This window comes from Pseudarthrobacter sp. BRE9, from assembly GCF_031844305.1.
In the GTDB taxonomy this organism is placed as follows: domain Bacteria; phylum Actinomycetota; class Actinomycetes; order Actinomycetales; family Micrococcaceae; genus Arthrobacter.
Genome location: NZ_JAUZUY010000009.1, coordinates 184,734 through 205,334, shown reverse-complemented (window position 1 = coordinate 205,334; position 20,601 = coordinate 184,734). Strand labels below are relative to the sequence as shown.

Genomic DNA, 20,601 nt, shown 5'->3' with positions numbered 1-20,601 from the left:
GTTCCCACAAAATGCTCCGCGGCTTAGCACGGAGCACCACGTGACGCCGCACGGTTGCTGTGCGCCACATCACACCCCAGAGTATGCCAGATGTTGCTTCTTTTATCGCAAATGTTACGGAAGTCACATGTGCCGACGGCCACTGCCTACCCGGAAGCTGCCTCGGGATCTTCCTCGGCCACGGCCATGCTGCGCTCCTGGAGCAGGGCCTCCAGGAGTTCTGCGATATGCACAGGCGCCTCCACCCGGTACTGGGCCTGCGTGAAATCGAGGCCAACCTTGACCCCGACATCGCCTGGTTCAAGCCGGCCGAAGGCGTCCTCGTCCGTGACGTCATCTCCGGCGAACAGCACGGCGGTGGCCCCGGTGGCCTGACGCAGGAAGGCGACCCCTTCGCCCTTGGAAGCATTGACCACGGAGGTCTCCAGGACGCGCTTGCCCTCCTTCAGGAAGACGCCCCTACGGTCCTGGAGCACCGACCGGGCCGCTGACACTGCGTCCTCGGCCACGTCATCTTCAGCCTGCCGGGTGTGCAGGACGACGCCCGCGGGCTTGTATTCCAGGGAGGTGCCGGGAGCCTCTGCAACAATGCCCGCCAACTCGGCCCGCACCTCTTCAAGGAGCGCTTTCTGGTCCTCATCGAGCGCCAGTTCCGTGGAGCCCGGCCCCAGCCAGGCTTCGGCGCCGTGGCTGCCAATCAACAGGGTGTCCACCGGCGGGGAAGCCACCTCCCGCAGGCTGGCGAGGGCACGGCCCGAGATAAGTGCCGTCGTCGTGCGGGGGAGCACAGCCAGTCCCGCGAACGCCGCGGCTGACCGTGGAAGCGGCCGCGCATCCTGGGCGCGGCCCACGATAGGTGCCATGGTCCCGTCAAAGTCCATGGCGACGAGCAGGTGCTCCGTCCGGGCGATCCGGTGCAGCGCTTCGCGGAGTTCCGGGGTGAGCGCCAGTGCTGCCTTGGTGCGGCCGTCAGGAGTCATCGCGGACCACTTTCTCGTTGAGGGCGCGCAGGAAGTCCGCGGACCAGTGGTCCACGTCGTGGTCCAGGATCTGCCGGCGCATGGACCGCATGCGCCGGGCGGCCTCCCGCGGGCTCAGCTCGACGGCGGTCATGATGGCGTTCTTCAGGCCTGCGATGTCGTGCGGGTTGATCAGCAGCGCCTGCTTGAGCTGGTCCGCCGCGCCGGCGAATTCGCTCAGGACCAGGGCGCCGTCGTTGTTGTTGCGCGCGGTGACATATTCCTTGGCCACCAGGTTCATCCCGTCCCGCAGGGCCGTGACCAGCATGACGTCAGCGGCCAGGTAGAGCGCCACCATCTCCTCCACCGGGTAGCTGTGGTGCAGATAGCGGACGGCAGTGTTTTCCAGGGTGTCGTAGGTGCCGTTGATGTGGCCCACCGTGCCCTCCACCTCCTCGCGCAGGAGCCGGTATTGTTCTACGCGCTCGCGGCTGGGTGAGGCCACCTGGATGAGGGTTGCATCGCCCACGGTGAGGCGGCCGTCCGCCAGCAGTTCTTCGAAGGCCTTCAGCCTGTGGCGGATGCCCTTGGTGTAGTCCAGCCGGTCCACGCCCAGCAGGACGGTCTTGGGGTTGCCGAGGTCCTGCCGGATCTGCCGGGCGCGTTCGATGATGTCGGGCCTGGCCGCAAGCTCGCTGATCTGTTTGACATCGATCGAGATCGGGAACGCCTGCGCGCGGGCGATGTGCGTGATCCGGCCGTCATTGCCCTTGACATGCACCTGCTGCTGCTTGACGCTGGCGCCCAGGAACCGGCGCGCGGAGCGCATGAAGTTACCCGCATCGCTGGGCCGCTGGAAGCCCACCAGGTCCGCGCCGAGCAGGCCGTCGATGATGGCCTGGCGCCAGGGGAGCTGGGCAAAGATTTCCGGCGGAGGGAACGGGATGTGGTTGAAGAACCCGATCCGGAGGTCGGGCCGTGCTTCGCGCAGCATCCGGGGAACCAGCTGCAGCTGATAGTCCTGGACCCAGACCGTGGCGCCCTGGTCCGCGTGATGCGCGACGGCGTCGGCGAACCTGCGGTTGACCTTGCGGTAGGCGTCCCACCAGGTCCGGTGGAATTCCGGCGGAGCAATGACGTCGTGGTACAGCGGCCAGAGCGTGGCGTTGGAGAAGCCCTCGTAGTACAGCTCAACATCGTCGGTGCTGAGCTGGACCGGAACAAGATCCATTCCGCCGTGGCTGAACGGCTTCACGGTCTCGTCCGGCGCCCCGTGCCAACCAACCCACGCGCCGTCCGTCTTGGTCATCATCGGGGCCAGGGCGGTCACAAGGCCGCCGGGGGACCGGCGCCAGCCGGAGCCGTCCTCACTGTTGTCGCCCGGCGCCACGCGGTCGACAGGCAGCCTGTTCGAGACCACCATGAAGTCGTACTTCGTATGGCCGGCGTGGCTGGAACCGGAACTGCCGGCCGTTGCTTTTCCGGCGGGTTTTTCCTGGACGGGTGTTTGCATTGCTGCCCCCTGGGGTTGCTTGTGCCTCTAAGCCACCCTAGCCGGACGGAATCATCGGGGCTATTCGTCCGTTGGTCAACCCGAAGGAATAGTTGAAACCGCAAGCTCTCAGCTTTCTCCTCTAAAATGTTGGAGGTGCCACGAAGTGGTCCCCCTACGTCGACCGACCCAAGGAACTCATGAGCCCCGCAAACGAAGTACGTAAGTCCAAGGCTGAGCGAACCGCGGAGGCGCGGGAAAAGGCGCGCCTGATCCGCGAAGCACAGCTAAAGAAGGACAAGCGCAACAAGCTGCTGATTGGCTGGGGCATCGTCGCGGCAGTCGTGGCCATCCTGGTAGTGGTGGCGCTGGTGGTTACGAGCAACCTCAAGCAGAACGCCCCGATTGCGGACCAAGGGCCCACGCCGGCCAACGCCAACGTGCACGGCGGCGTCACCCTGCTGGCCAACACGGACGTAGCCAAGTCGGAGCCGGCCACGGTCGACGCAGCCTCCCTGGGGGACGCTCCGAAGACGCCGCCCGCCCAGGTAGCGGCGCCCGGTGCCGAAGCCGAGGCCGGGAAGCCGGTCAAGGTAGTCCTTTACATCGACTTCATCTGCCCCATCTGCAAGAACTTCGAGACCCAGTACAACGACCAGCTCACGTCGCTGCGCAACGAAGGCAAGATCACCGTGGAATACCGGGCGCTCGGCTTCCTGGACAGCCGGTCCACCACCAACTACTCATCCCGGGCCGCCAACGCAGCAGCCTGCGTAGCCAACGGATCCCCGGAGAAGTACTCCGATTTCGTCAACGCACTGTTCGCCAAGCAGCCGGCGGAGGGCAGCGCCGGACTTTCCGACAACGACTTGAAGAAGACGGCGTCCGACATGGGCGTCAACATCGACTCCTGCGTGGATGACAAGACCTACCGCCCGTTCGTGAAGTTCACCACGAAGGAGGCGTCGGCCATCGGGGTCACCGGAACGCCAACCGTGTTCGTGGACGGCAAACAGTGGGGCAAGGGGGACAGCGCCCAGACGCCGTTCCCGGATTTCCTGCAGGCAGCCATCGCCGCCAAGGGCTAAGGATCATCAGCCAGGGCAGGGGCCCGTTCCGGAACGTTTCCGGGGCGGGCCCCTGCCGCGTCCACAGCCGGCGCCGCGGCGTTTTTACGCCCGGCGGGAGTTGGGCTAACCTTATCTAGCGCCTTCACGGTGCATGCCCCCAGGGGCGCGCCTCCTTAGCTCAGTTGGCCAGAGCACCGCTCTTGTAAAGCGGGGGTCGTCGGTTCGAATCCGACAGGGGGCTCCATACAACCTCCGGGTTTAAGCTGGATCCATCCACATAATCAGCGTGCTGACTAAAGGAGGATGGGTGCCATGCCCAAGACCGGCAAGAATGATCATGCCCGCAAGGAAGAACTTCCTTCCACCCTGCAGCGTTCTGAACAAAAGGCGCAGGACACCTTCGCCAAGACCTATGACTCCGCCCTTGAGTCCTACGACCAGGACGAGCAACGGGCGGCCCGCGCGGCCTACGCATCCCTGAAGCACAGCTACGAGAAGGTGGGCGACCACTGGGAGCCCAAGGAAAAACGCGGCCCGTCGGACAAGCGCGCAGAACAGGGAATCCGCTCCTCCGAACCCACCGCCGGCGGCGTCGATGCCAATGCCTCCAAGGACCACCTGTACAAACTGGCCAGGGAACTGGACGTTAAGGGCCGCTCAAAGATGGACAAGGATGAGCTGGTGAAGGCCATCCAGAAGGCCAACGACGCCGCCACCCGCAAAGCCCGCAGCAAATAGCCTGCGCTCTTGCCGTCCTGCCGTCCAAGGTGTCGAATCAGAGGACACGTCCGGTCGGGTCGGCGATGATGCCAGGAGGTTCCAATGTCGGTGAAGAGCACCAAGGAGTCAGCGCGGGCGGCAGGCGGCAGGAACGGGCCTGATCCAAAGCGGGCCGACCAAGCCACCGGCATTGCGGCCCAGGATCCGGCGCGGATCCGCAACGTGGCCCTGGTGGGACACTCCGGTGCCGGGAAAACAATGCTGATCGAGGCCCTGCTGGCGGCAAACGGCATGATCACCCGCAAAGGCTCCATCGCCGACGGATCCACTGTCAGCGACTCGGACCCCGCCGCGGTGCACCAGCAGCGGTCCGTCACGCTGTCCCTGGTGCCCCTGATGGTGGACGACATCAAGGTAAACCTCCTGGATACGCCCGGTTACCCCGACTTCATTGGTGAGCTCCGGGCGGGCCTCCGCGCCTCCGATGCCGCGCTCTTCGTCGTCTCGGCAGTGGACGGGATCGACGCGACCACCACCGCTCTGTGGGGTGAGTGCGGCCACATGCAGCTGCCACGCGCCGTCGTGATCACGCGGGTGGACCACCCGCGGGCAGATTACGACGCCGCCCTGGCCGCCTGCCGCAAAGCGTTCGGCGACGGTGTGTTGCCGCTGTGCGTCCCCGTGCGGACAGAGGGTGGGACAGCCGGTCCACTGTCCCTCCTGCGCCTGCTGTCACAGGAGGTGGCGGACTACTCCTCCGGAGAGGCAACACCTGAAGTCCGGCCGGCAGCACCGGAGGAAGGTGCGGCCGCGGGGTCTGCCCGGGGCGCCCTCATCGAGGGCATCATCGCCGAAAGCGAAGACGAGACGCTGATGGACCGCTACCTGGAAGGCGAAGACATCGACACCGCAGTGCTGGCAGCCGACCTGGAAACCGCCGTCGCACGAGGCTCCTTCTTTCCCGTGCTGCCCACCTCCGCCGTGACCGGGCTGGGCACTGCCGAGCTGCTGGACCTGCTGGTCCGCGCCTTCCCGCCGCCAGGTGAATGCAGACTGCCGGACACCACCGATCTTGCGGGGCAACCCGCCGGAAGCCTGTCCTGCGACCCGTCCGGTCCGCTCGCCGCCGAGGTGGTGCGCACCTCCAACGATCCCTTCCTGGGCCGCATCTGCCTGGTGCGGGTTTTCTCCGGGACACTCCGCGAAGACACGCCGGTCCATGTGGGCGGCCACGGCCTCGCCGACCGGGGCCACCAGGACCACGACACCGATGAACGGGTGACCCATATCTACTCACCGCTGGGTGCCGCCCTTCGCCCCGTTCCCTTCTGCGTGGCGGGGGACATGTGCGCCCTGGCAAAGCTCGGCAGCGCCGAAACAGGGGACACCATTTCCGCCCGGGAAAACCCGCTGCTGCTCGCCACCTGGGAGATGCCTGAACCACTGCTGCCGGTAGCCGTGGAAGCCGATTCCCGCAGCGACGAGGACGCACTTGCCCGCAGCCTGGGCCGGATCGCGGCGGGGGATCCCACCCTGCGGGTGGACAGGAACGCCGAAACACACCAGCTGGTCCTGTGGTGCATGGGCGAAGCGCACGCCGAAGTCGTCCTGGACAGGCTGCGCGAACAGGGCGTGAAACTGCACAGCGTGGACGTGGTGACGCCGCTGCGGGAAACCTTTGCAGCCGCCGCCTCCGGCCACGGCCGCCATGTCAAACAGTCCGGCGGCCACGGCCAGTATGCCGTGTGCGACATCGAGGTGGAACCGCTGGAACGCGGCGCCGGGTTCGAGTTCATGGACAAGACGGTGGGCGGCGTGATCCCGGGGACGTTCATCCCGTCCATCGAGAAGGGGGTCCGGGGCCAAATGGAGAAAGGCGTCGCTGCGGGCTTTCCCGTGGTTGACCTGCGGGTGACCCTCACAGGCGGCAAAGCCCACAGCGTGGATTCATCCGATGCGGCATTCCAGGCCGCCGGGGCCCTGGCCCTCCGTGAGGCTGCGGCGGCCGGGAAGATCCAGCTGCTGGAACCGGTGTCGTCCGTTTCCATCACCGTGGCTGACGAACACGTGGGGACGGTGATGAGTGACTTGTCCGGCCGGCGCGGACGCCTCACCGGCACCACCTCCTCAGGCGAGGGACTCACGGAGATCAGCGCCGAAGTCCCGGACCAGGAACTCCTGCGGTATGCGGTGGAACTGCGGGCGCTGACAGCCGGCACCGGGCGCTTCCGCCGCCAGTACCTGCGCCATGACCCTGTCCCGCCGAACTACAGCCCGTCCTGAGCCGGCCATGGCAGGAACAGAGATCAAGAGCGCCGCCCGCCCGTGAACGCCGCAGCACGAAAGATCCAGACCGTATACCTGACGCTGACGTTGGGTAACACCCTTGCGGCATCGTTCATTTGGGGAATCAATACGCTGTTCCTGCTCGATGCCGGGCTGACCAACCTGGAGGCCTTCGCCGCGAACGCCTTCTTCACGGCAGGGATGGTGCTTTTCGAGGTGCCCACCGGGGTGGTCGCGGACAGCTGGGGACGGCGCGCATCCTTCCTGTTGGGGACCGTGACCCTGGCAGCATCCACGTACCTCTACTACCTCCTGTGGCAGTTGTCCGCGCCCTTCTGGTGGTGGGCAGCGGTGTCCGCGCTGCTGGGACTTGGTTTCACCTTCTTCTCGGGGGCGGTGGAAGCCTGGCTGGTGGACGCCCTGCACTTTTCCGGTTACGACGGGGGACTGGAAGCGGTGCTGGGCCGCGGCCAGATGGTTTCCGGCATCGCCATGCTGGCCGGTTCAGTGGCCGGTGGCGTGATCGCGCAGGCTACAAACCTGGGCGTACCGTTCCTGCTGCGCGTCGCGGTGCTGGTGGCCATGTTCGCGGTGGCCTTCCTGCTCATGCACGACGTCGGCTTCACACCGGAGCGATCGGCCCACCCCGTGCAGGCTACCCGGGAGGTCCTCAAGGCATCGCTGGACGGCGGCCTTCGGAACCCGCCGGTGAGGTACATGATGCTGGCGGCCCCGTTCACCGAAGGCGTGGGGTTCTATGTCTTCTATGCCCTCCAGCCCTACCTGCTGCAGCTGTTCGGCGATCCCAGGGCCTACGCCATTGCAGGCCTGGCAGCCGCCATCGTTGCTGGCGCGGAAATCGTAGGCGGATGGCTGGCCCCGCTGGTCCGCAAACTGGTTCGCCGCCGGACCACGGTGCTGATCGCTTCCACCGTTACCAGCTCCGTGGTCCTGGTGGTGCTCCTCGCCACCAGCATCTTCTGGCTGGCACTGGTGCTCCTGGCACTCTGGGCCGTGGTGGGGTCCGCCGGCACCCCGGTGCGCCAGGCCTATCTGAACGACATGATCGGCTCGAAGCAGCGGGCAACCGTCCTGAGTTTCGCCTCACTGATGGGATCCAGCGGGGGAGTGGTGGTGCAGCCGCTGCTCGGCAGGTCCGCCGACGTCTTCGGGTATCCCGCGTCACTGGCACTGGGTGGCGCGGTGCAGCTGCTGGCGGCACCCTTCATCCTCCTCAGCCGGCGCCGGCGCTCGCCGGCAGACGTTGCCACGGGACTCGCGGCAGCGCCCTAAAGAGCGCCGAACGCACGGGAAGGCCCTTACGCCCCGAAATGAATCAGGGCCTAAGGGCCTTCAAGGTGCAGTCCTACTTAACGCCTGCCTCCACCGTTTCGCTGGCCGCCGGCGTCGGCTTTTCGACCGCGGGCGGTGGAGTGGTCTTCAGCTTGAACCGCTTGCCCAGGTCGCCACCGCCGCCGCTGCGGTTCTTGTTGAAGATGTCGAAACCGACGGCGACAAGGAGTACCAGGCCCTTGATGAGCTGCTGGTAATCCGTGCCCAGGCCCAGAATCGACATGCCGTTGTTGAGCACGCCCATGATCAGGCCGCCGATCATGGCCCCCGCGACTGTCCCGATGCCGCCGGTGACGGCGGCGCCGCCGATGAAGGCCGCGGCGATGGAGTCCAGTTCGAAGCCTGTACCGCCGGCGGGCTGCGCTGAATTGAGCCGGGCAGTGAAGACAAGGCCTGCCAGTGCGGAGAGGACGCCCATGTTCACGAAGAGCCGGAACGTAACGGCCTTGGTCTTGATGCCCGACAGTTCAGCTGCGTGGAGGTTGCCGCCGATGGCGTACGTGTGCCGGCCGAAGACGCTGTTGCTCATCAAGGCGGTGTAGGCGATCACCAGCGCGGCAAGGACCACCAGCACGATCGGTGTGCCCCGGTAGGAGGCCAGCAGGAACGTGATGATGAGCATGAGCAGCGCCGTGAACGTGGTCTTGATGATGAACCAGACCAGGGGTTCGCTTTCGAGGTCGAACTTCCTGCGGATCCTGCGCTCCTTGAAAGCCTGGATCAGCAGGGCCGCCGTAGCGCCCACGCCCAGGATGACCGTGAGCCACTCCAGGACGGACGTGCCGCCGGAGATGTCCGGAAGGAAACCGCCGCCCAGGGCCCGCAGTTCGGCGGGGAAGGGGGTGATCTGCTGGTTCTTGAGGGTGATGAGCGTGAGTCCGCGGAAGATCAGCATGCCCGCCAGCGTGACGATGAAGGCCGGGATCCCCACATAGGCGATCCAGTAGCCCTGCCAGGCGCCGACAAGGGCACCGACCAGCAGGCAGGCAGGGATCGCAGCCCACCAGGGCCAGCCCCAGTGCACAATCATGACGCCGGCCACGGCGCCGATGAACCCGGCAACGGACCCGACGGAAAGGTCGATGTGCCCGGCGATGATCACCATCACCATGCCGATGGCCAGGATGAGGATGTAGCTGTTCTGGACCACCAGGTTGGTGACGTTCTGCGGTTCCAGCAGGATCCCGCCGGTCAGCCCCTGGAACAACAGGACGATCAGGATCAGGGCAACGAAGATGCCAACCTGGCGGAGGCGGCTTGTGAGGAATCCGAGCGATTCTCGTAAGGCGGACATTTCGCTATTCCTTCTCTTTGGTCATGTAGTGCATCAGGGTTTCCTGGGTGGCCTCGGCGATGGGGACCTCACCGGTGATATGGCCGGCGGCGAGGGTGTAGATGCGGTCGCAGATACCCAGGAGTTCGGGAAGTTCCGAGGAAATGACGATCACGGCTTTTCCTTCGGCCGCGAGCTTGGCGATGATCGTGTAGATCTCGAATTTGGCGCCAACGTCGATCCCGCGGGTGGGTTCATCGAGGATGAGCACATCCGGGTCGGAGAACATCCATTTACTCAGCACCACCTTCTGCTGGTTTCCGCCGGAGAGCTTCCCGGTGATGGCGGCCACCGAAGGCGCCTTGATGTTCATGCTCTTCCGGTAGCCGTTGGCCACCACGGTCTCCTGGTTCTTGTCCACAAACCCGCGTTTGGCGAGCTTGCGCAGCGATGCCAGGGAGATGTTGCGCTTGATGTCCTCGATGAGGTTCAGGCCATAGTGCTTGCGGTCTTCCGTGGCGTAGGCAATGCCGTGCCTGATGGCGTCGGAGACGGTGGCCGTGTTGATCTCCTCGCCGTACTTATAGACCCTGCCGGACGTGGCGGTGCCGTACGTCCGGCCGAAGACGCTCATGGCGAGTTCCGTGCGCCCGGCGCCCATCAGTCCGGCCAGTCCAACTACTTCGCCCTTCCTGACATGCAGGTTGGCGTTCCTGACCACCATGCGGCTGTGGTCCTGGGGATGCCGGACGGACCAGTCCTCGATCCGGAGGACTTCCTCGCCGATGTTCGGCTCGCGGTCCGGGTACAGGCTCTCCAGGTCACGGCCCACCATGCCGCGGATGATCCGTTCCTGGGTGATCTGGCCTTCATCTAGCCGGAGGGTCTCGATGGTCTTGCCGTCCCGGATGATGGTGACGGCATCGGCCACCTTGCGGATCTCATTGAGTTTGTGGCTGATGATGATGCTGGTGACCCCCTGGCCCTTCAAATGGAGGATCAGGTCCAGCAGGTGGCCGGAATCCTCGTCATTGAGGGCGGCCGTGGGCTCGTCCAGGATGAGCAGCTTCACTTCCTTGGACAGCGCCTTGGCGATTTCCACGAGCTGCTGCTTGCCTACGCTGATGTGCTGCACCGGGGTGACGGGGTTTTCGTCGAGGCCCACGCGGGCCAGCAGCTTTGCTGCTTCCAGGTTGGTCTTGCGCCAGTCCACCCAGCCGTTGGTGGCTTGTTCATTGCCAAGGTAGATGTTCTCCGCGATGGACAGGTACGGGCTCAGCGCCAGTTCCTGGTGGATGATCACGATGCCCCGCTTCTCGCTGTCCGAGATGCTGGAGAAATTGCAGGGTTCATTTTCGAAGAGGATTTCCCCGTCGAAGGTGTTGTGTGGATAGACGCCGGACAACACTTTCATGAGCGTTGATTTGCCGGCTCCGTTCTCACCGCAGATGGCGTGGACCTCTCCACGGTTCACATCGAGGGTGACGTCCTGCAGCGCTTTCACGCCGGGGAACGTCTTGGTGATTCCTCGCATTTGAAGAATGGGTGTGTTCATCGTCAATTCCCACTGACTGGTCGAAGCTTGGCCTTCCTGCTGCTGCAGGAGGTTGCGGGCGGGGCTGTGGCCGGATGGAGGTCCGGCCACAGCCCCCGGACGCTGACTACTTGACGTCGGAGTCCTTGTAGTAACCCGAGTCGATCAGTTCCTTCTTGTAGTTGTCCTTGGTGATGATCACGGACTTCAGCAGGAAGGCCGGGACAACCTTGACCTTGTTGTTGTAGGTCTTGGTGTCGTTGGTTTCGGCTTCCTGGCCCTTGAGGACGGCGTCGACCATCTTGACGGCCTGGGCGCCGAGCTGGCGGGTGTCCTTGAAGATGGTGGAGTACTGCTCACCGGCGATGATGGACTTCACGGAGCCCTTTTCGGCGTCCTGGCCGGTGACCACCGGCAGGCTGCCCTTGGCGTAGCCGCCGGTGCTGGTGAGGGCGGAAATGATGCCGATGGACAGGCCGTCGTACGGGGACAGGACCCCGTTGAGCTTGGTGCCCGAGCTGTAGGCGGAGGTGATGATGTCCTCCATGCGCTTCTGCGCCACGGGCGCCTGCCAGCGGAGGATCGCCGCCTGCTCAAACTTGGTCTGGCCGCTGGGCACCTTCAGGGTGCCGGCATCCATGTACGGCTTGAGGGTGTCCATGGCGCCGGTCCAGAAGAAGTTGGCGTTGTTGTCGTCCGGGCTGCCGGCGAAAAGTTCGATGTTGAAGGGGCCCTTGCCGTCCACCTTCTTGCCGCTCGCGTCGATCAGGCCCAGGCCGGTCAGCAGCGAGGTGGCCTGCTGGACGCCCACGGTGTAGTTGTCGAAAGTGGTGTAGTAGTCCACGTTCGGGGTGCCGTTGATGAGGCGGTCATAGGCGATGACCTTGACGTTCTGCTCCTTGGCCTTGGCCAGGACATCGGTCAGTGTGGTGCCGTCAATGGCAGCGACGATCAGGGCCTTGGCGCCCTTGGTCAGCATGTTTTCGATCTGCGAGACCTGGGTTGGAATGTCGTCGTTGGCGAACTGGAGGTCCGTCTTGTAGCCGAGGTCTTTCAGGGATTTCTCAACGTTGGCGCCGTCGGCAATCCACCGTTCGGATGTCTGGGTGGGCATCGAGATGCCAACCAGCGAGTCGCTGGGCTTCGCCGCGCCGCTGGATTCGCTGGTTCCGCCACGGGAGCCGCAACCGGTGGCCCCCACGGTCAGGGCGAGGACAAGGGCCACCGCGCCCATGAGTTTTTTGATTCTCACCATTATCTCCTTCCGCGGCAGCATTGCCGCGAAGTGTTGTTGGACTGGGAACCAACGACGCTCCCTGTCCTGGCCACATTGTTGATGTGTCGGTTCAATATAGACTGATTTGTGAACGCTAACAAGAGGCTCCTCCCAGAAACTTCGAAACAGTTTCGACTTCATTGACTTCTGCTTTGTTAGCGTTCACACTTGCTGCAGCACTTAGCTTGACCCTGACCCTACAAAACCCGGTAATGAGGCCCCTGCCTCCCGGATGGAGGCAACCCCATGCCAGATGCGTTGTTCACTTCCAGCTCCGAGCCCCGCCTGGACCACTGTGTGATCGGGGTGGACTATGGAACCCTTTCAGGCCGTGCCGTGGTGGTACGGGTCCGCGACGGCAAGGAGCTCGGCAGCGCCGTCCATGAATATCCCCAGGCAGTGGTGACTGATTCCCTGCCCAAAGACGTGGCGGGCGACGACGGGGCACGGCTTCCCGGGGAATGGGCGCTTCAGGTGCCCAACGACTACCGGGACGTCCTGCGCATAGCTGTCCCCGCCGCGGTGGCTGACGCAGGGATCGACCCGGCCGCCGTCGTCGGCATCGCCACTGACTTCACCGCCTGCACCATGGTGCCCGTCAAAGCCGATGGCACCCCCTTGAACGAACTGCCGGGCTATGCCAACCGGCCGCATGCCTATGTAAAGCTCTGGCGCCACCACGCCGCCCAGGGACAGGCGGACCGGATCAACCGGCTCGCGGCCGAACGGGGCGAAGACTGGCTTCCGCGCTATGGGGGCCTGATCTCGTCCGAGTGGGAGTTCGCCAAGGGCCTGCAGCTGCTCGAAGAGGACCCTGAGGCCTACGCCGAAATGGACCACTGGGTGGAGGCGGCCGACTGGATCGTCTGGCAGCTCAGCGGCCGCTACGTCCGCAACGCCTGCACTGCCGGGTACAAGGGGATCTACCAGGACGGGCGATACCCCTCAGAGGATTTCCTGGCCGCCCTGAACCCGGAGTTCAAGGACTTTGTCAGCAGCAAGCTGGAGCACACCATCGGACGGCTGGGCGACGCCGCCGGCACCCTGACCGCGGAGGCGGCAGCCTGGACCGGGCTGCCGGAGGGCATCGCCGTGGCTGTGGGAAACGTTGACGCCCATGTCACGGCACCGGCTGCCAAGGCGGTGGACTCCGGCCAGCTGGTGGCCATCATGGGCACCTCCACCTGCCACGTCATGAACGGCACCGAACTGCGTGAAGTCCCGGGAATGTGCGGGGCGGTTGACGGCGGCATCGTGCCGGGACTCTGGGGTTACGAAGCCGGCCAGTCCGGGGTGGGCGACATCTTCGGCTGGTTCACCAAATATGGCGTGCCGCCGGAATACCACCAGGCTGCCCGGGACGCGGGACTGGGAATCCATGAGTACCTCACCGACCTGGCGTCGCGGCAGGCCATCGGCGAACACGGGCTCATCGCTTTGGACTGGCACTCGGGCAACCGCTCAGTCCTGGTCGACCACGAGCTTTCGGGCATCGTGGTGGGCCAGACCCTCGCCACCAGGCCCGAGGACACGTACCGTGCCCTGCTGGAAGCCACCGCCTTCGGGACCCGCACCATCGTGGACGCCTTCCGTGAGGCCGGGGTTCCGGTCAAGGAATTCATCGTGGCCGGCGGACTGCTGAAGAACCGGCTCCTGATGCAGATCTACGCGGATGCCACAGGCCTGCAGCTGTCCACCATCGGCTCGGAACAGGGCCCCGCCCTTGGATCGGCCATCCACGCCGCCGTCGCCGCCGGCGAATACGCGGACATCCGCGAAGCCGCTGCCGCCATGGGCGCAGAACCCGGCGAGGTCTACTCGCCGATCCCCGAAAACGTTGCCGCGTACGAGGAGCTGTTCCAGGAGTACAAGGCACTGCACGATTACTTTGGCCGCGGCGGCAATGACGTGATGCACCGGCTTAAGGCCATCCAGCGCAAAGCCCGGTCAGTCCTTTCCCACACCGGCTCCGCAGCCGAAACGGCCGTGGAGGTCTCAGCATGAGTATCGAAACGGGAATCCTGGAAACCATCGCCCGGGTCCGGGAGGAAGTGTGTGCGCTGCATGCCGAGCTGACCCGCTACGAACTGGTGGTGTGGACCGCGGGCAACGTCTCCGCCCGGGTGCCGGGCACCGACCTGATGGTCATCAAGCCCTCGGGCGTGTCCTACCAGGACCTGACCCCGGAGCAGATGATCGTGACCGACCTGCACGGCACGCCCGTCAGGGGCACCAACGTCGGTGGCGGCGGCACTGTCGATTGGGGCAATCCGCCGCTGTCGCCGTCGTCGGACACCGCCGCCCATGCTTACGTGTACCGGCACATGCCTGAGGTGGGCGGGGTGGTGCACACGCACTCGACCTATGCCACCGCCTGGGCTGCCCGGGGCGAGGAGATCCCGTGCGTGCTGACCATGATGGGCGACGAGTTCGGCGGCTCCATCCCGGTGGGCCCATTCGCGCTGATCGGGGACGACTCGATCGGCCAGGGCATCGTGGAGACACTGAAGAACTCCAATTCACCCGCGGTCCTGATGCAGAACCACGGCCCCTTCACCATCGGCAAGGACGCCCGGTCCGCTGTGAAGGCAGCCGTGATGTGCGAGGAAGTGGCCCGCACCGTCCACATCTCGCGGCAGCTGGGTGAACCCCTGTCCATCGACCAGGGCTCCATCGACTCCCTCTACGCCCGCTACCAGAACGTCTACGGCCAGTAACGCCGTCACCCTCAACTTTCCCAGGAGAATCCATGAGCACCGCAGCAAACACATCCCTCGACGGTTACGAGGTCTGGTTCCTCACCGGCAGCCAGCACCTGTACGGGGAGGAAGTCCTCAAACAGGTTGCCGCCCAGTCACAGGAAATCGCCAACCAGCTCAACGCCAGTTCCGCCGTCCCGGTAAAGATCGTCTGGAAGCCGGTCCTCACTGATTCGGATGCAATCCGCCGTACCGCCCTGGAGGCGAACTCGGATGATTCCGTGATTGGCGTGACCGCCTGGATGCACACGTTCAGCCCGGCCAAGATGTGGATCCAGGGCCTGGACCTGCTGCGGAAGCCCCTGCTGCACCTGCACACGCAGGCCAACCGGGACCTGCCATGGGCGGACATCGATTTCGACTTCATGAACCTGAACCAGGCCGCGCACGGCGACCGCGAGTTCGGGTACATCCAGTCCCGCCTGGGCATTGCCCGGAAGACCGTCGTCGGGCACGTCTCAAATCCCGAGGTGGCACGCCAGGTGGGTTCCTGGCAGCGCGCCGCCGCCGGCTGGGCCGCAGTCCGTACTCTGAAGCTGACCCGTTTTGGTGACAACATGCGCAACGTCGCCGTCACCGAAGGCGACAAGACCGAGGCCGAGCTGCGCTTCGGCGTCGCAGTTAACACGTGGTCCGTGAACGAGCTCGCGGACGCCGTGCACGGCGCGGCGGAGGCCGACGTCGACGCCCTGGTGGCCGAATATGAGGACCTTTACGACGTGGTGCCGGAACTCCGCGCAGGCGCGGCCCGGCATGAATCGCTGCGGTACGGCGCCCGGATCGAACTGGGCCTGCGCAGCTTCCTGGAGGGCAACGGCTCCGCCGCGTTCACCACCTCCTTCGAGGACCTGGGTGGGCTGCGCCAGCTTCCCGGCCTGGCAGTGCAGCGGCTCATGGCCGCCGGCTACGGGTTTGGCGCCGAAGGCGACTGGAAGACCGCCATCCTGGTGCGCGCAGCGAAGGTGATGGGCGAGGGCCTGCCCGGCGGCGCCTCGCTCATGGAGGACTACACCTACCATCTGGAGCCCGGCTCGGAGAAGATCCTGGGCGCCCACATGCTGGAGGTCTGCCCCTCCCTCACGGCATCGAAGCCCCGGCTGGAGATCCACCCGCTGGGCATTGGCGGCAAGGAGGACCCGGTCCGCCTGGTGTTCGACGCCGATGCCTCCCCAGGTGTCGTCGTCGCCCTGTCCGACATGCGGGACCGTTTCCGCCTGGTGGCCAACGCCGTCGACGTCGTTCCACTGGACCAGCCGCTGCCCAACCTTCCCGTGGCCCGCGCCCTGTGGGAGCCCAAGCCGGACTTCGCCACCTCCGCCGCAGCCTGGCTCACCGCCGGCGCCGCCCACCACACCGTGCTCTCCACCCAGGTGGGCATGGACGTGTTCGAGGACTTTGCCGAAATCGCCAGGACTGAACTGCTCACCATTGACGAAGGCACCACCATCCGGCAGTTCAAGAAGGACCTGAACTGGAACGCCGCGTACTACAAACTCGCCGGCGGGATCTGAGCCCGTGGCGCGGCTGAGGTCCTGGCCCCCGCCATGGACACGATCCTCGTGACGCACGGGAAGCCACGCCGGCTGCCGAGGCTTGAGGACGTGGCGGAGTTGGCCGGGGTCTCACACCAGACCGTGTCACGGGTGGTCAACAACCACCCCAACGTGAGCACGGGAACCCGGGAAAAGGTGGAAGCGGCAATCGCCCAGCTGGGCTACCGCCGCAACACCGCTGCCAGGAGCCTGGTCACCCGGCGCTCGCAGACCATCGGGGTCCTGGGCAGCGAGCTCTCACAGTACGGCCCCGCCAATACGATGCTGGGAGTGGAACGCGCTGCGCGGGACGCAGGGTATTTCGTCAGCGTCGCTGCGTTGCGGGAGGTCAGCCGGGACGCCATCCTGGACGCCGTCAGGCACTTCCTGGACCAGTCGGTGGACGGCATCGTGGTGATCGTTCCGCACCTTCAGACGCTGGCCGCCCTGGCGGAACTCCCCATCGGCGTGCCGGTGGTGGCCGTGGGACCGGACGGGAATGAAGCAGTTGGCGGCGTCAGGGTGGACCAGCGCCGCGGGGCCGAACTGGCCGTGCGGCACTTGATAGGGCAGGGGCACGTCCGGATCGGACACGTCGCGGGGCCGCAGGACTGGATTGATGCCGTGGCCCGTGCCGACGGCTGGCGGGCCACCCTGGCCTCTGCCGGGCTCGCCGCGGATCTGGTCATCGAGGGTGACTGGAGTGCCGGCAGCGGCTATGAGATCGGCCGGCGGATTGCGGCCACCCGCCGGGCCACTGCCCTCTTTGTGGGCAATGACCAGATGGCCCTGGGGGTCCTGCGCGCCCTGAACGAGGCGGGTATCAGGGTCCCGCAGGACGTGTCCGTCGTGGGCTTCGATGACCAGCCGGAGGCCGGCTATTTCAGTCCGCCATTGACAGTGGTCCGGCAGGACTTTGAAGAGCTGGGCCGGCGGTGCATGCAGATGATGCTCACGGCGTTCGACGGTGCAGAAGGACCGCGGACGCTCGTGGTGCAGCCGGAACTGGTCCTGCGCAGCAGCACGGCGCCGCCCGCCTGAAGAGTCCGCTTGAAAAATCCGCCGGCGATCCGGCCGGCAGCAGATTTAATCCGGGGGAGACCGCGGCGAAACGTGGCCACAACAATAGCTGCGTAGGTTTCAGGGCATGACGGTTACCCTGCTCGTCCGGCTCCGCGACTGGCTGCTGGACACCTTTACCTACGATTCCGGGTCCAGTGCCGCCGGCGCCATGGCTGATGCCACCCGGTGGGGCTGGCTGCCGGCATTGAGCGGAGTGTCCGTCGGAGCGGACCAGGCCCGTGCGGAGCATGAAAAAACACTCCCCGGAAACCGTGGAATGTCTGCTTAGCCACACTATTGCGCCGGTAGCGGGATAATGCCCTAAACTGCTGCACTGAGGTGCCTGCAATGGCGCTGTGCAGCAACGAAAGTGAACATGCTATGGCTACCGATTACGATGCTCCACGCAAGCAGGAAGAAGAGTCGCCCGCTGACTCTCTCGAGGCCCTCCAGGCGTCACGGAGCGGCAGTGCGCAGACCGCAGTTATCGACGTCGACGAGAACGACACCGCTGAAGGCATCGACCTGCCCGGTGCCGACCTCTCCAATGAGGAACTGACCGTCATTGTGGTTCCGGAGCAGTCCGATGAGTTCACCTGCTCGTCGTGCTTCCTGGTCCGCCACCGGTCACAGGTTGCCCGTGAAAAGGACGGCCTGAAGTATTGCCGCGACTGCGAAGGCTGAGCTTCTTCCTGAATCCTTGCCGGCGCCGGCCACCTTGCCCAAGGTGGCCGGCGCTTCTTCGTCCCCGGACGCCGTCGTTATGAGGGGTAACGGGCAGGTGCAGGAACGGGGCCGAAAGCGTAAAGATCGCCCCGGGATCAACCAGCGTTTTACACAGTCTTAATGCCTGCAGGGGCACGCTAACGGTTGCGCCCCGAAGTGGCCACAAACCTCGTCCCGCCATCCTTGCGGTCCTACGCTGGAGTTATCCAATCGCTCCTTCTATGGGTGGCACCATAATGAAAAAACTTTCCATCTGGCTCGCGGCCATCCTTATGGCTGTCGGGCTGGGATTAGTGGTCCCGGGGCCGGCCTCGGCAACCACGTCGTATTGCGGGCTCACATGGGGTTCGCTGATGAAAACGGACGGTGCCCTGAGCACCGCGCCCGTCACCAACATCCGGACGGGGCAGCACTACTGCTTCGACCGCCTGGTGGTTGACCTGGGTTCCGGGCCTGCTCCCGGCTACAGCGTCCGCTACGTCGGGCAGGTTATCGAGGACGGCTCGGGGAAAGTCGTGCCGACACGGGGTGGCGCCCGCCTGCAGGTCGTAGTCAAAGCGCCAGCTTATGACGGTAACGGTCAGCCCACATACACTCCCGCCGACAAGGCTGAGCTCTCCAACGTTTCCGGTTACCAGACCTTCCGCCAGGTGGTCTGGGCTGGGAGCTTCGAGGGCCAGACCAGCCTCGGCTTGGGTGTCCGTGCCCGTCTTCCGTTCCGCGTGTTCACCCTGGACGGAACGGCTTCCGGTCACCGCCTGGTGGTGGACGTGGCGCACTTCTGGTGACAGGCCGCCGTCGTAATGCAAAAAGGTGCCGTGCCCCTGATGGGGGTACGGCACCTTTCTGTGGTGGGGGCCTACTCCGGGACCACCAGCGCGGGGGTATCCCGCTTCAGGGTTTGGCCGCGGAAGAAGCCGGGGTGGGTGCGGGACATCACCAGCATGACGACGGCGCCCAGGGCCAGGATGCCGACGCCCAGGATGAACACCAGGCCCACGCCGAAGACCTCGGAACCGCTGCCGAACTCCGGTGCCAGGCTGTCCACGGCGGTCTGGACGAACACCACGAACAGTCCTACGCCGCCCACCACCGGGCATACCAGCCGCAGGATGAAGTGGCGCACGCTGGTGAACAGGCTGTGGCGGAAGTACCAGGTGCAGGCCAGCGCGGTGAGGCCGTAGTAGAAGCAGATCATCAGGCCCAGGGCCAGGATGGTGTCATTCAGGACGTTTTCGCTGACCACGTGCATCACTGCGTAGAACCCCGCGGACATGACGCCGGCGGCGACCGTGGCGAAGCCCGGCGTGGCGAACTTCCTGCTGATGCGGCTGAACGGTTCCGGCAGGGCGCCGTAGTGCGCCATGGCCAGCAGGCTGCGGGACGGCGACATGAACGTGGACTGGAGCGAAGCCGCAGAGCTGGAGAGTACGGCGAGGGACATCAGGATGGCGAAGGGTCCCATGATGGGGGAGGCCAGGGCCGTGAAGATGTTTTCGTGGTTTTCGGCGTTGTTCAGGCCGTTGCCGGTATCCCCGACGCCGGCGAACATCATGGTGGCGATGCTGACCAGCAGGTAGATGGCCAGGACGATGACGGCGGTCAGGGTGCCGGCCACGCCGGCGGTCTTCTTGCCGTTGGCCGTTTCCTCGTTGACGGTGAGGCAGACGTCCCAGCCCCAGTACACGAAGATCGACAGGGAGATGCCGGCCGCAATCTGGCCGATCGTCTCGATTTTGGTGACGTCGAACCAGTCCCAGCTGAACGGGATTGCAGTTTCTGAGGTGGACCAGTTGGCGAAGGCCATGGCGACGAACAGTCCCAGGACCAGCAGCTGGAAGCCCACCAGGCTGTACTGCACCACCTTGGTGGTGTGCAGGCCGCGGTAACTGACCCAAACGGCCAGTGCCACGAACACGAAGCAGGTGAGGACGTTCAACGCCTTGTTGTCAGCCAGGTCCGCCAGTTCCGGGGAACCCGTGAGCTGGGACAGGAAGAGGTAGAAGAAGTCGACGGCGACGCCGGCAAGGTTGGACAGCACGATGATGTTGGCGGCCAGCAGGCCCCAGCCACCCATCCAGCCGATCCAGGGGCCGAAGGCTTTGGTCACCCAGGTGAAGGTTGTGCCGCTGTCCGGGGAGTCGGCGTTGAGCTCCCGGTAGGCGAGCGAGACCAGGATCATGGGAATGAACCCGATCAGGAAGATGACCGGCAGCTGGAGCCCGGCTTCGTTGACGGTGGGTCCGAGTGCGCTGGTGAGGGTGTAGGCGGGGGCGATCGTTGAAATGCCCAGGACGACGACGGCAAGGAGCCCGAGCTGCCCGCCCTTGAGTCCCTTGGCGCTGACGCCGTCAGCGGACGGCGCGTGGGCGTGCGGACCGGGTTTAGCGGTGCTGGTGCGGGTTGTCTCTGTCATGGCACTACTTTCTGGAAAGGCTGTGAGACGGAGGTCACTATATGAATGGCGTTCATTTAGTATGGGGGTGCAGGCGCTGTGATGCAAGACGCAATATGAATCACATTCGTTTATGACCTTCCCGACGAAATTAGTAAGCTCAC

General features: G+C 65.1%; 17 protein-coding genes and 1 tRNA gene. 12 read left to right on the top strand and 6 right to left on the bottom strand.

Annotated features, from left to right (window positions below; genetic code table 11):
• Positions 1–146: 146 nt before the first annotated feature.
• A complete protein-coding gene (gene otsB, locus Q9R31_RS16435; protein WP_311263775.1) occupies positions 147–980 on the bottom strand; it encodes a trehalose-phosphatase in 834 nt (277 codons plus the stop codon).
• Positions 970–2,472: a trehalose-6-phosphate synthase gene (locus tag Q9R31_RS16430; RefSeq protein ID WP_311263774.1), complete on the bottom strand. Its 1,503-nt coding sequence runs from the start codon at positions 2,470–2,472 to the stop codon at positions 970–972. The genes otsB and Q9R31_RS16430 overlap by 11 nt, the downstream gene beginning before the upstream one ends.
• A 179-nt stretch (positions 2,473–2,651) precedes the next feature.
• Here Q9R31_RS16430 and Q9R31_RS16425 point away from each other — a divergent pair, with 179 nt between their 5' ends.
• The 5 genes from Q9R31_RS16425 (at position 2,652) to Q9R31_RS16405 (ending at position 7,820) form a co-directional block, all read left to right on the top strand.
• Positions 2,652–3,539 carry a thioredoxin domain-containing protein gene (locus tag Q9R31_RS16425; protein ID WP_311263773.1) on the top strand — a complete coding sequence of 296 codons (888 nt, stop codon included), beginning with the start codon at positions 2,652–2,654 and terminating at the stop codon, positions 3,537–3,539.
• A 149-nt stretch (positions 3,540–3,688) separates the two neighbouring features.
• Positions 3,689–3,765: transfer RNA gene (locus Q9R31_RS16420), tRNA-Thr, on the top strand.
• 68 nt (positions 3,766–3,833) lie between these two features.
• Entirely contained in the window at positions 3,834–4,259 is a 426-nt protein-coding gene (locus Q9R31_RS16415; RefSeq protein ID WP_311263772.1) for a ChaB family protein, read from the top strand.
• Between the two features lie 84 nt (positions 4,260–4,343).
• Positions 4,344–6,524, top strand: a complete 2,181-nt coding sequence (locus Q9R31_RS16410; protein WP_311263771.1) for an elongation factor G-like protein EF-G2 — start codon at positions 4,344–4,346, stop codon at positions 6,522–6,524.
• A 42-nt stretch (positions 6,525–6,566) separates the two neighbouring features.
• Positions 6,567–7,820 carry an MFS transporter gene (locus Q9R31_RS16405; protein ID WP_311263770.1) on the top strand — a complete coding sequence of 418 codons (1,254 nt, stop codon included), beginning with the start codon at positions 6,567–6,569 and terminating at the stop codon, positions 7,818–7,820.
• Positions 7,821–7,893: 73 nt separating this feature from the next.
• Here Q9R31_RS16405 and mmsB read toward each other — a convergent pair whose 3' ends face one another.
• The 3 genes from mmsB to chvE all read right to left on the bottom strand — a co-directional run bounded on the left by mmsB (position 7,894) and on the right by chvE (position 11,942).
• Positions 7,894–9,174 (bottom strand): multiple monosaccharide ABC transporter permease, encoded by a 1,281-nt coding sequence (gene mmsB, locus Q9R31_RS16400; RefSeq protein ID WP_311263769.1) that lies wholly within the window; start codon positions 9,172–9,174, stop codon positions 7,894–7,896.
• Between the two features lie 4 nt (positions 9,175–9,178).
• Positions 9,179–10,708, bottom strand: coding sequence for a multiple monosaccharide ABC transporter ATP-binding protein (mmsA, locus tag Q9R31_RS16395; protein ID WP_311263768.1), 1,530 nt, complete (start codon positions 10,706–10,708; stop codon positions 9,179–9,181).
• A 106-nt stretch (positions 10,709–10,814) separates the two neighbouring features.
• Positions 10,815–11,942 carry a multiple monosaccharide ABC transporter substrate-binding protein gene (gene chvE / locus Q9R31_RS16390; RefSeq protein WP_397428261.1) on the bottom strand — a complete coding sequence of 376 codons (1,128 nt, stop codon included), beginning with the start codon at positions 11,940–11,942 and terminating at the stop codon, positions 10,815–10,817.
• A gap of 267 nt (positions 11,943–12,209) precedes the next feature.
• On the opposite strand from chvE, the gene araB reads away from it, so the two are divergent.
• The 7 genes from araB to Q9R31_RS16355 all read left to right on the top strand — a co-directional run bounded on the left by araB (position 12,210) and on the right by Q9R31_RS16355 (position 18,830).
• The gene (gene araB / locus Q9R31_RS16385; RefSeq protein WP_311263766.1) at positions 12,210–13,967 is read left to right on the top strand and encodes a ribulokinase; all 1,758 of its coding nucleotides are present in this window, start codon (positions 12,210–12,212) and stop codon (positions 13,965–13,967) included.
• Complete coding sequence (locus tag Q9R31_RS16380) at positions 13,964–14,680, top strand: L-ribulose-5-phosphate 4-epimerase (RefSeq protein WP_311263765.1); 717 nt, start codon at positions 13,964–13,966, stop codon at positions 14,678–14,680. The genes araB and Q9R31_RS16380 overlap by 4 nt, the downstream gene beginning before the upstream one ends.
• A 32-nt stretch (positions 14,681–14,712) precedes the next feature.
• Complete coding sequence (gene araA / locus Q9R31_RS16375; protein WP_311263764.1) at positions 14,713–16,233, top strand: L-arabinose isomerase; 1,521 nt, start codon at positions 14,713–14,715, stop codon at positions 16,231–16,233.
• Between the two features lie 33 nt (positions 16,234–16,266).
• The gene (locus Q9R31_RS16370) at positions 16,267–17,295 is read left to right on the top strand and encodes a LacI family DNA-binding transcriptional regulator (protein WP_311263763.1); all 1,029 of its coding nucleotides are present in this window, start codon (positions 16,267–16,269) and stop codon (positions 17,293–17,295) included.
• A gap of 106 nt (positions 17,296–17,401) precedes the next feature.
• A complete protein-coding gene (locus tag Q9R31_RS16365; protein ID WP_311263762.1) occupies positions 17,402–17,605 on the top strand; it encodes a hypothetical protein in 204 nt (67 codons plus the stop codon).
• A gap of 92 nt (positions 17,606–17,697) precedes the next feature.
• The gene (locus Q9R31_RS16360; RefSeq protein ID WP_311263761.1) at positions 17,698–18,000 is read left to right on the top strand and encodes a DUF4193 domain-containing protein; all 303 of its coding nucleotides are present in this window, start codon (positions 17,698–17,700) and stop codon (positions 17,998–18,000) included.
• A gap of 278 nt (positions 18,001–18,278) precedes the next feature.
• Complete coding sequence (locus tag Q9R31_RS16355) at positions 18,279–18,830, top strand: hypothetical protein (protein ID WP_311263760.1); 552 nt, start codon at positions 18,279–18,281, stop codon at positions 18,828–18,830.
• A 71-nt stretch (positions 18,831–18,901) separates the two neighbouring features.
• On the opposite strand, the gene Q9R31_RS16350 is transcribed toward Q9R31_RS16355, so the two are convergent.
• Complete coding sequence (locus Q9R31_RS16350) at positions 18,902–20,458, bottom strand: APC family permease (protein ID WP_311263759.1); 1,557 nt, start codon at positions 20,456–20,458, stop codon at positions 18,902–18,904.
• Between the last annotated feature and the right edge of the window lie 143 nt (positions 20,459–20,601).

Bases quoted from the DNA above. Each gene is read 5' to 3' on its own strand.
- mmsA (WP_311263768.1), bottom strand. From the start codon at position 10,708: ATGAACACACCCATTCTTCAAATGCGAGGAATCACCAAGACGTTCCCC.
- Q9R31_RS16350 (WP_311263759.1), bottom strand. From the start codon at position 20,458: ATGACAGAGACAACCCGCACCAGCACCGCTAAACCCGGTCCGCACGCC.
- otsB (WP_311263775.1), bottom strand. From the start codon at position 980: ATGACTCCTGACGGCCGCACCAAGGCAGCACTGGCGCTCACCCCGGAA.
- mmsB (WP_311263769.1), bottom strand. From the start codon at position 9,174: ATGTCCGCCTTACGAGAATCGCTCGGATTCCTCACAAGCCGCCTCCGC.
- Q9R31_RS16365 (WP_311263762.1), top strand. From the start codon at position 17,402: ATGACGGTTACCCTGCTCGTCCGGCTCCGCGACTGGCTGCTGGACACC.
- Q9R31_RS16370 (WP_311263763.1), top strand. From the start codon at position 16,267: ATGGACACGATCCTCGTGACGCACGGGAAGCCACGCCGGCTGCCGAGG.
- chvE (WP_397428261.1), bottom strand. From the start codon at position 11,942: ATGGTGAGAATCAAAAAACTCATGGGCGCGGTGGCCCTTGTCCTCGCC.
- araB (WP_311263766.1), top strand. From the start codon at position 12,210: ATGCCAGATGCGTTGTTCACTTCCAGCTCCGAGCCCCGCCTGGACCAC.
- araA (WP_311263764.1), top strand. From the start codon at position 14,713: ATGAGCACCGCAGCAAACACATCCCTCGACGGTTACGAGGTCTGGTTC.
- Q9R31_RS16425 (WP_311263773.1), top strand. From the start codon at position 2,652: ATGAGCCCCGCAAACGAAGTACGTAAGTCCAAGGCTGAGCGAACCGCG.
- Q9R31_RS16360 (WP_311263761.1), top strand. From the start codon at position 17,698: ATGGCTACCGATTACGATGCTCCACGCAAGCAGGAAGAAGAGTCGCCC.
- Q9R31_RS16380 (WP_311263765.1), top strand. From the start codon at position 13,964: ATGAGTATCGAAACGGGAATCCTGGAAACCATCGCCCGGGTCCGGGAG.
- Q9R31_RS16410 (WP_311263771.1), top strand. From the start codon at position 4,344: ATGTCGGTGAAGAGCACCAAGGAGTCAGCGCGGGCGGCAGGCGGCAGG.
- Q9R31_RS16430 (WP_311263774.1), bottom strand. From the start codon at position 2,472: ATGCAAACACCCGTCCAGGAAAAACCCGCCGGAAAAGCAACGGCCGGC.
- Q9R31_RS16415 (WP_311263772.1), top strand. From the start codon at position 3,834: ATGCCCAAGACCGGCAAGAATGATCATGCCCGCAAGGAAGAACTTCCT.
- Q9R31_RS16355 (WP_311263760.1), top strand. From the start codon at position 18,279: ATGAAAAAACTTTCCATCTGGCTCGCGGCCATCCTTATGGCTGTCGGG.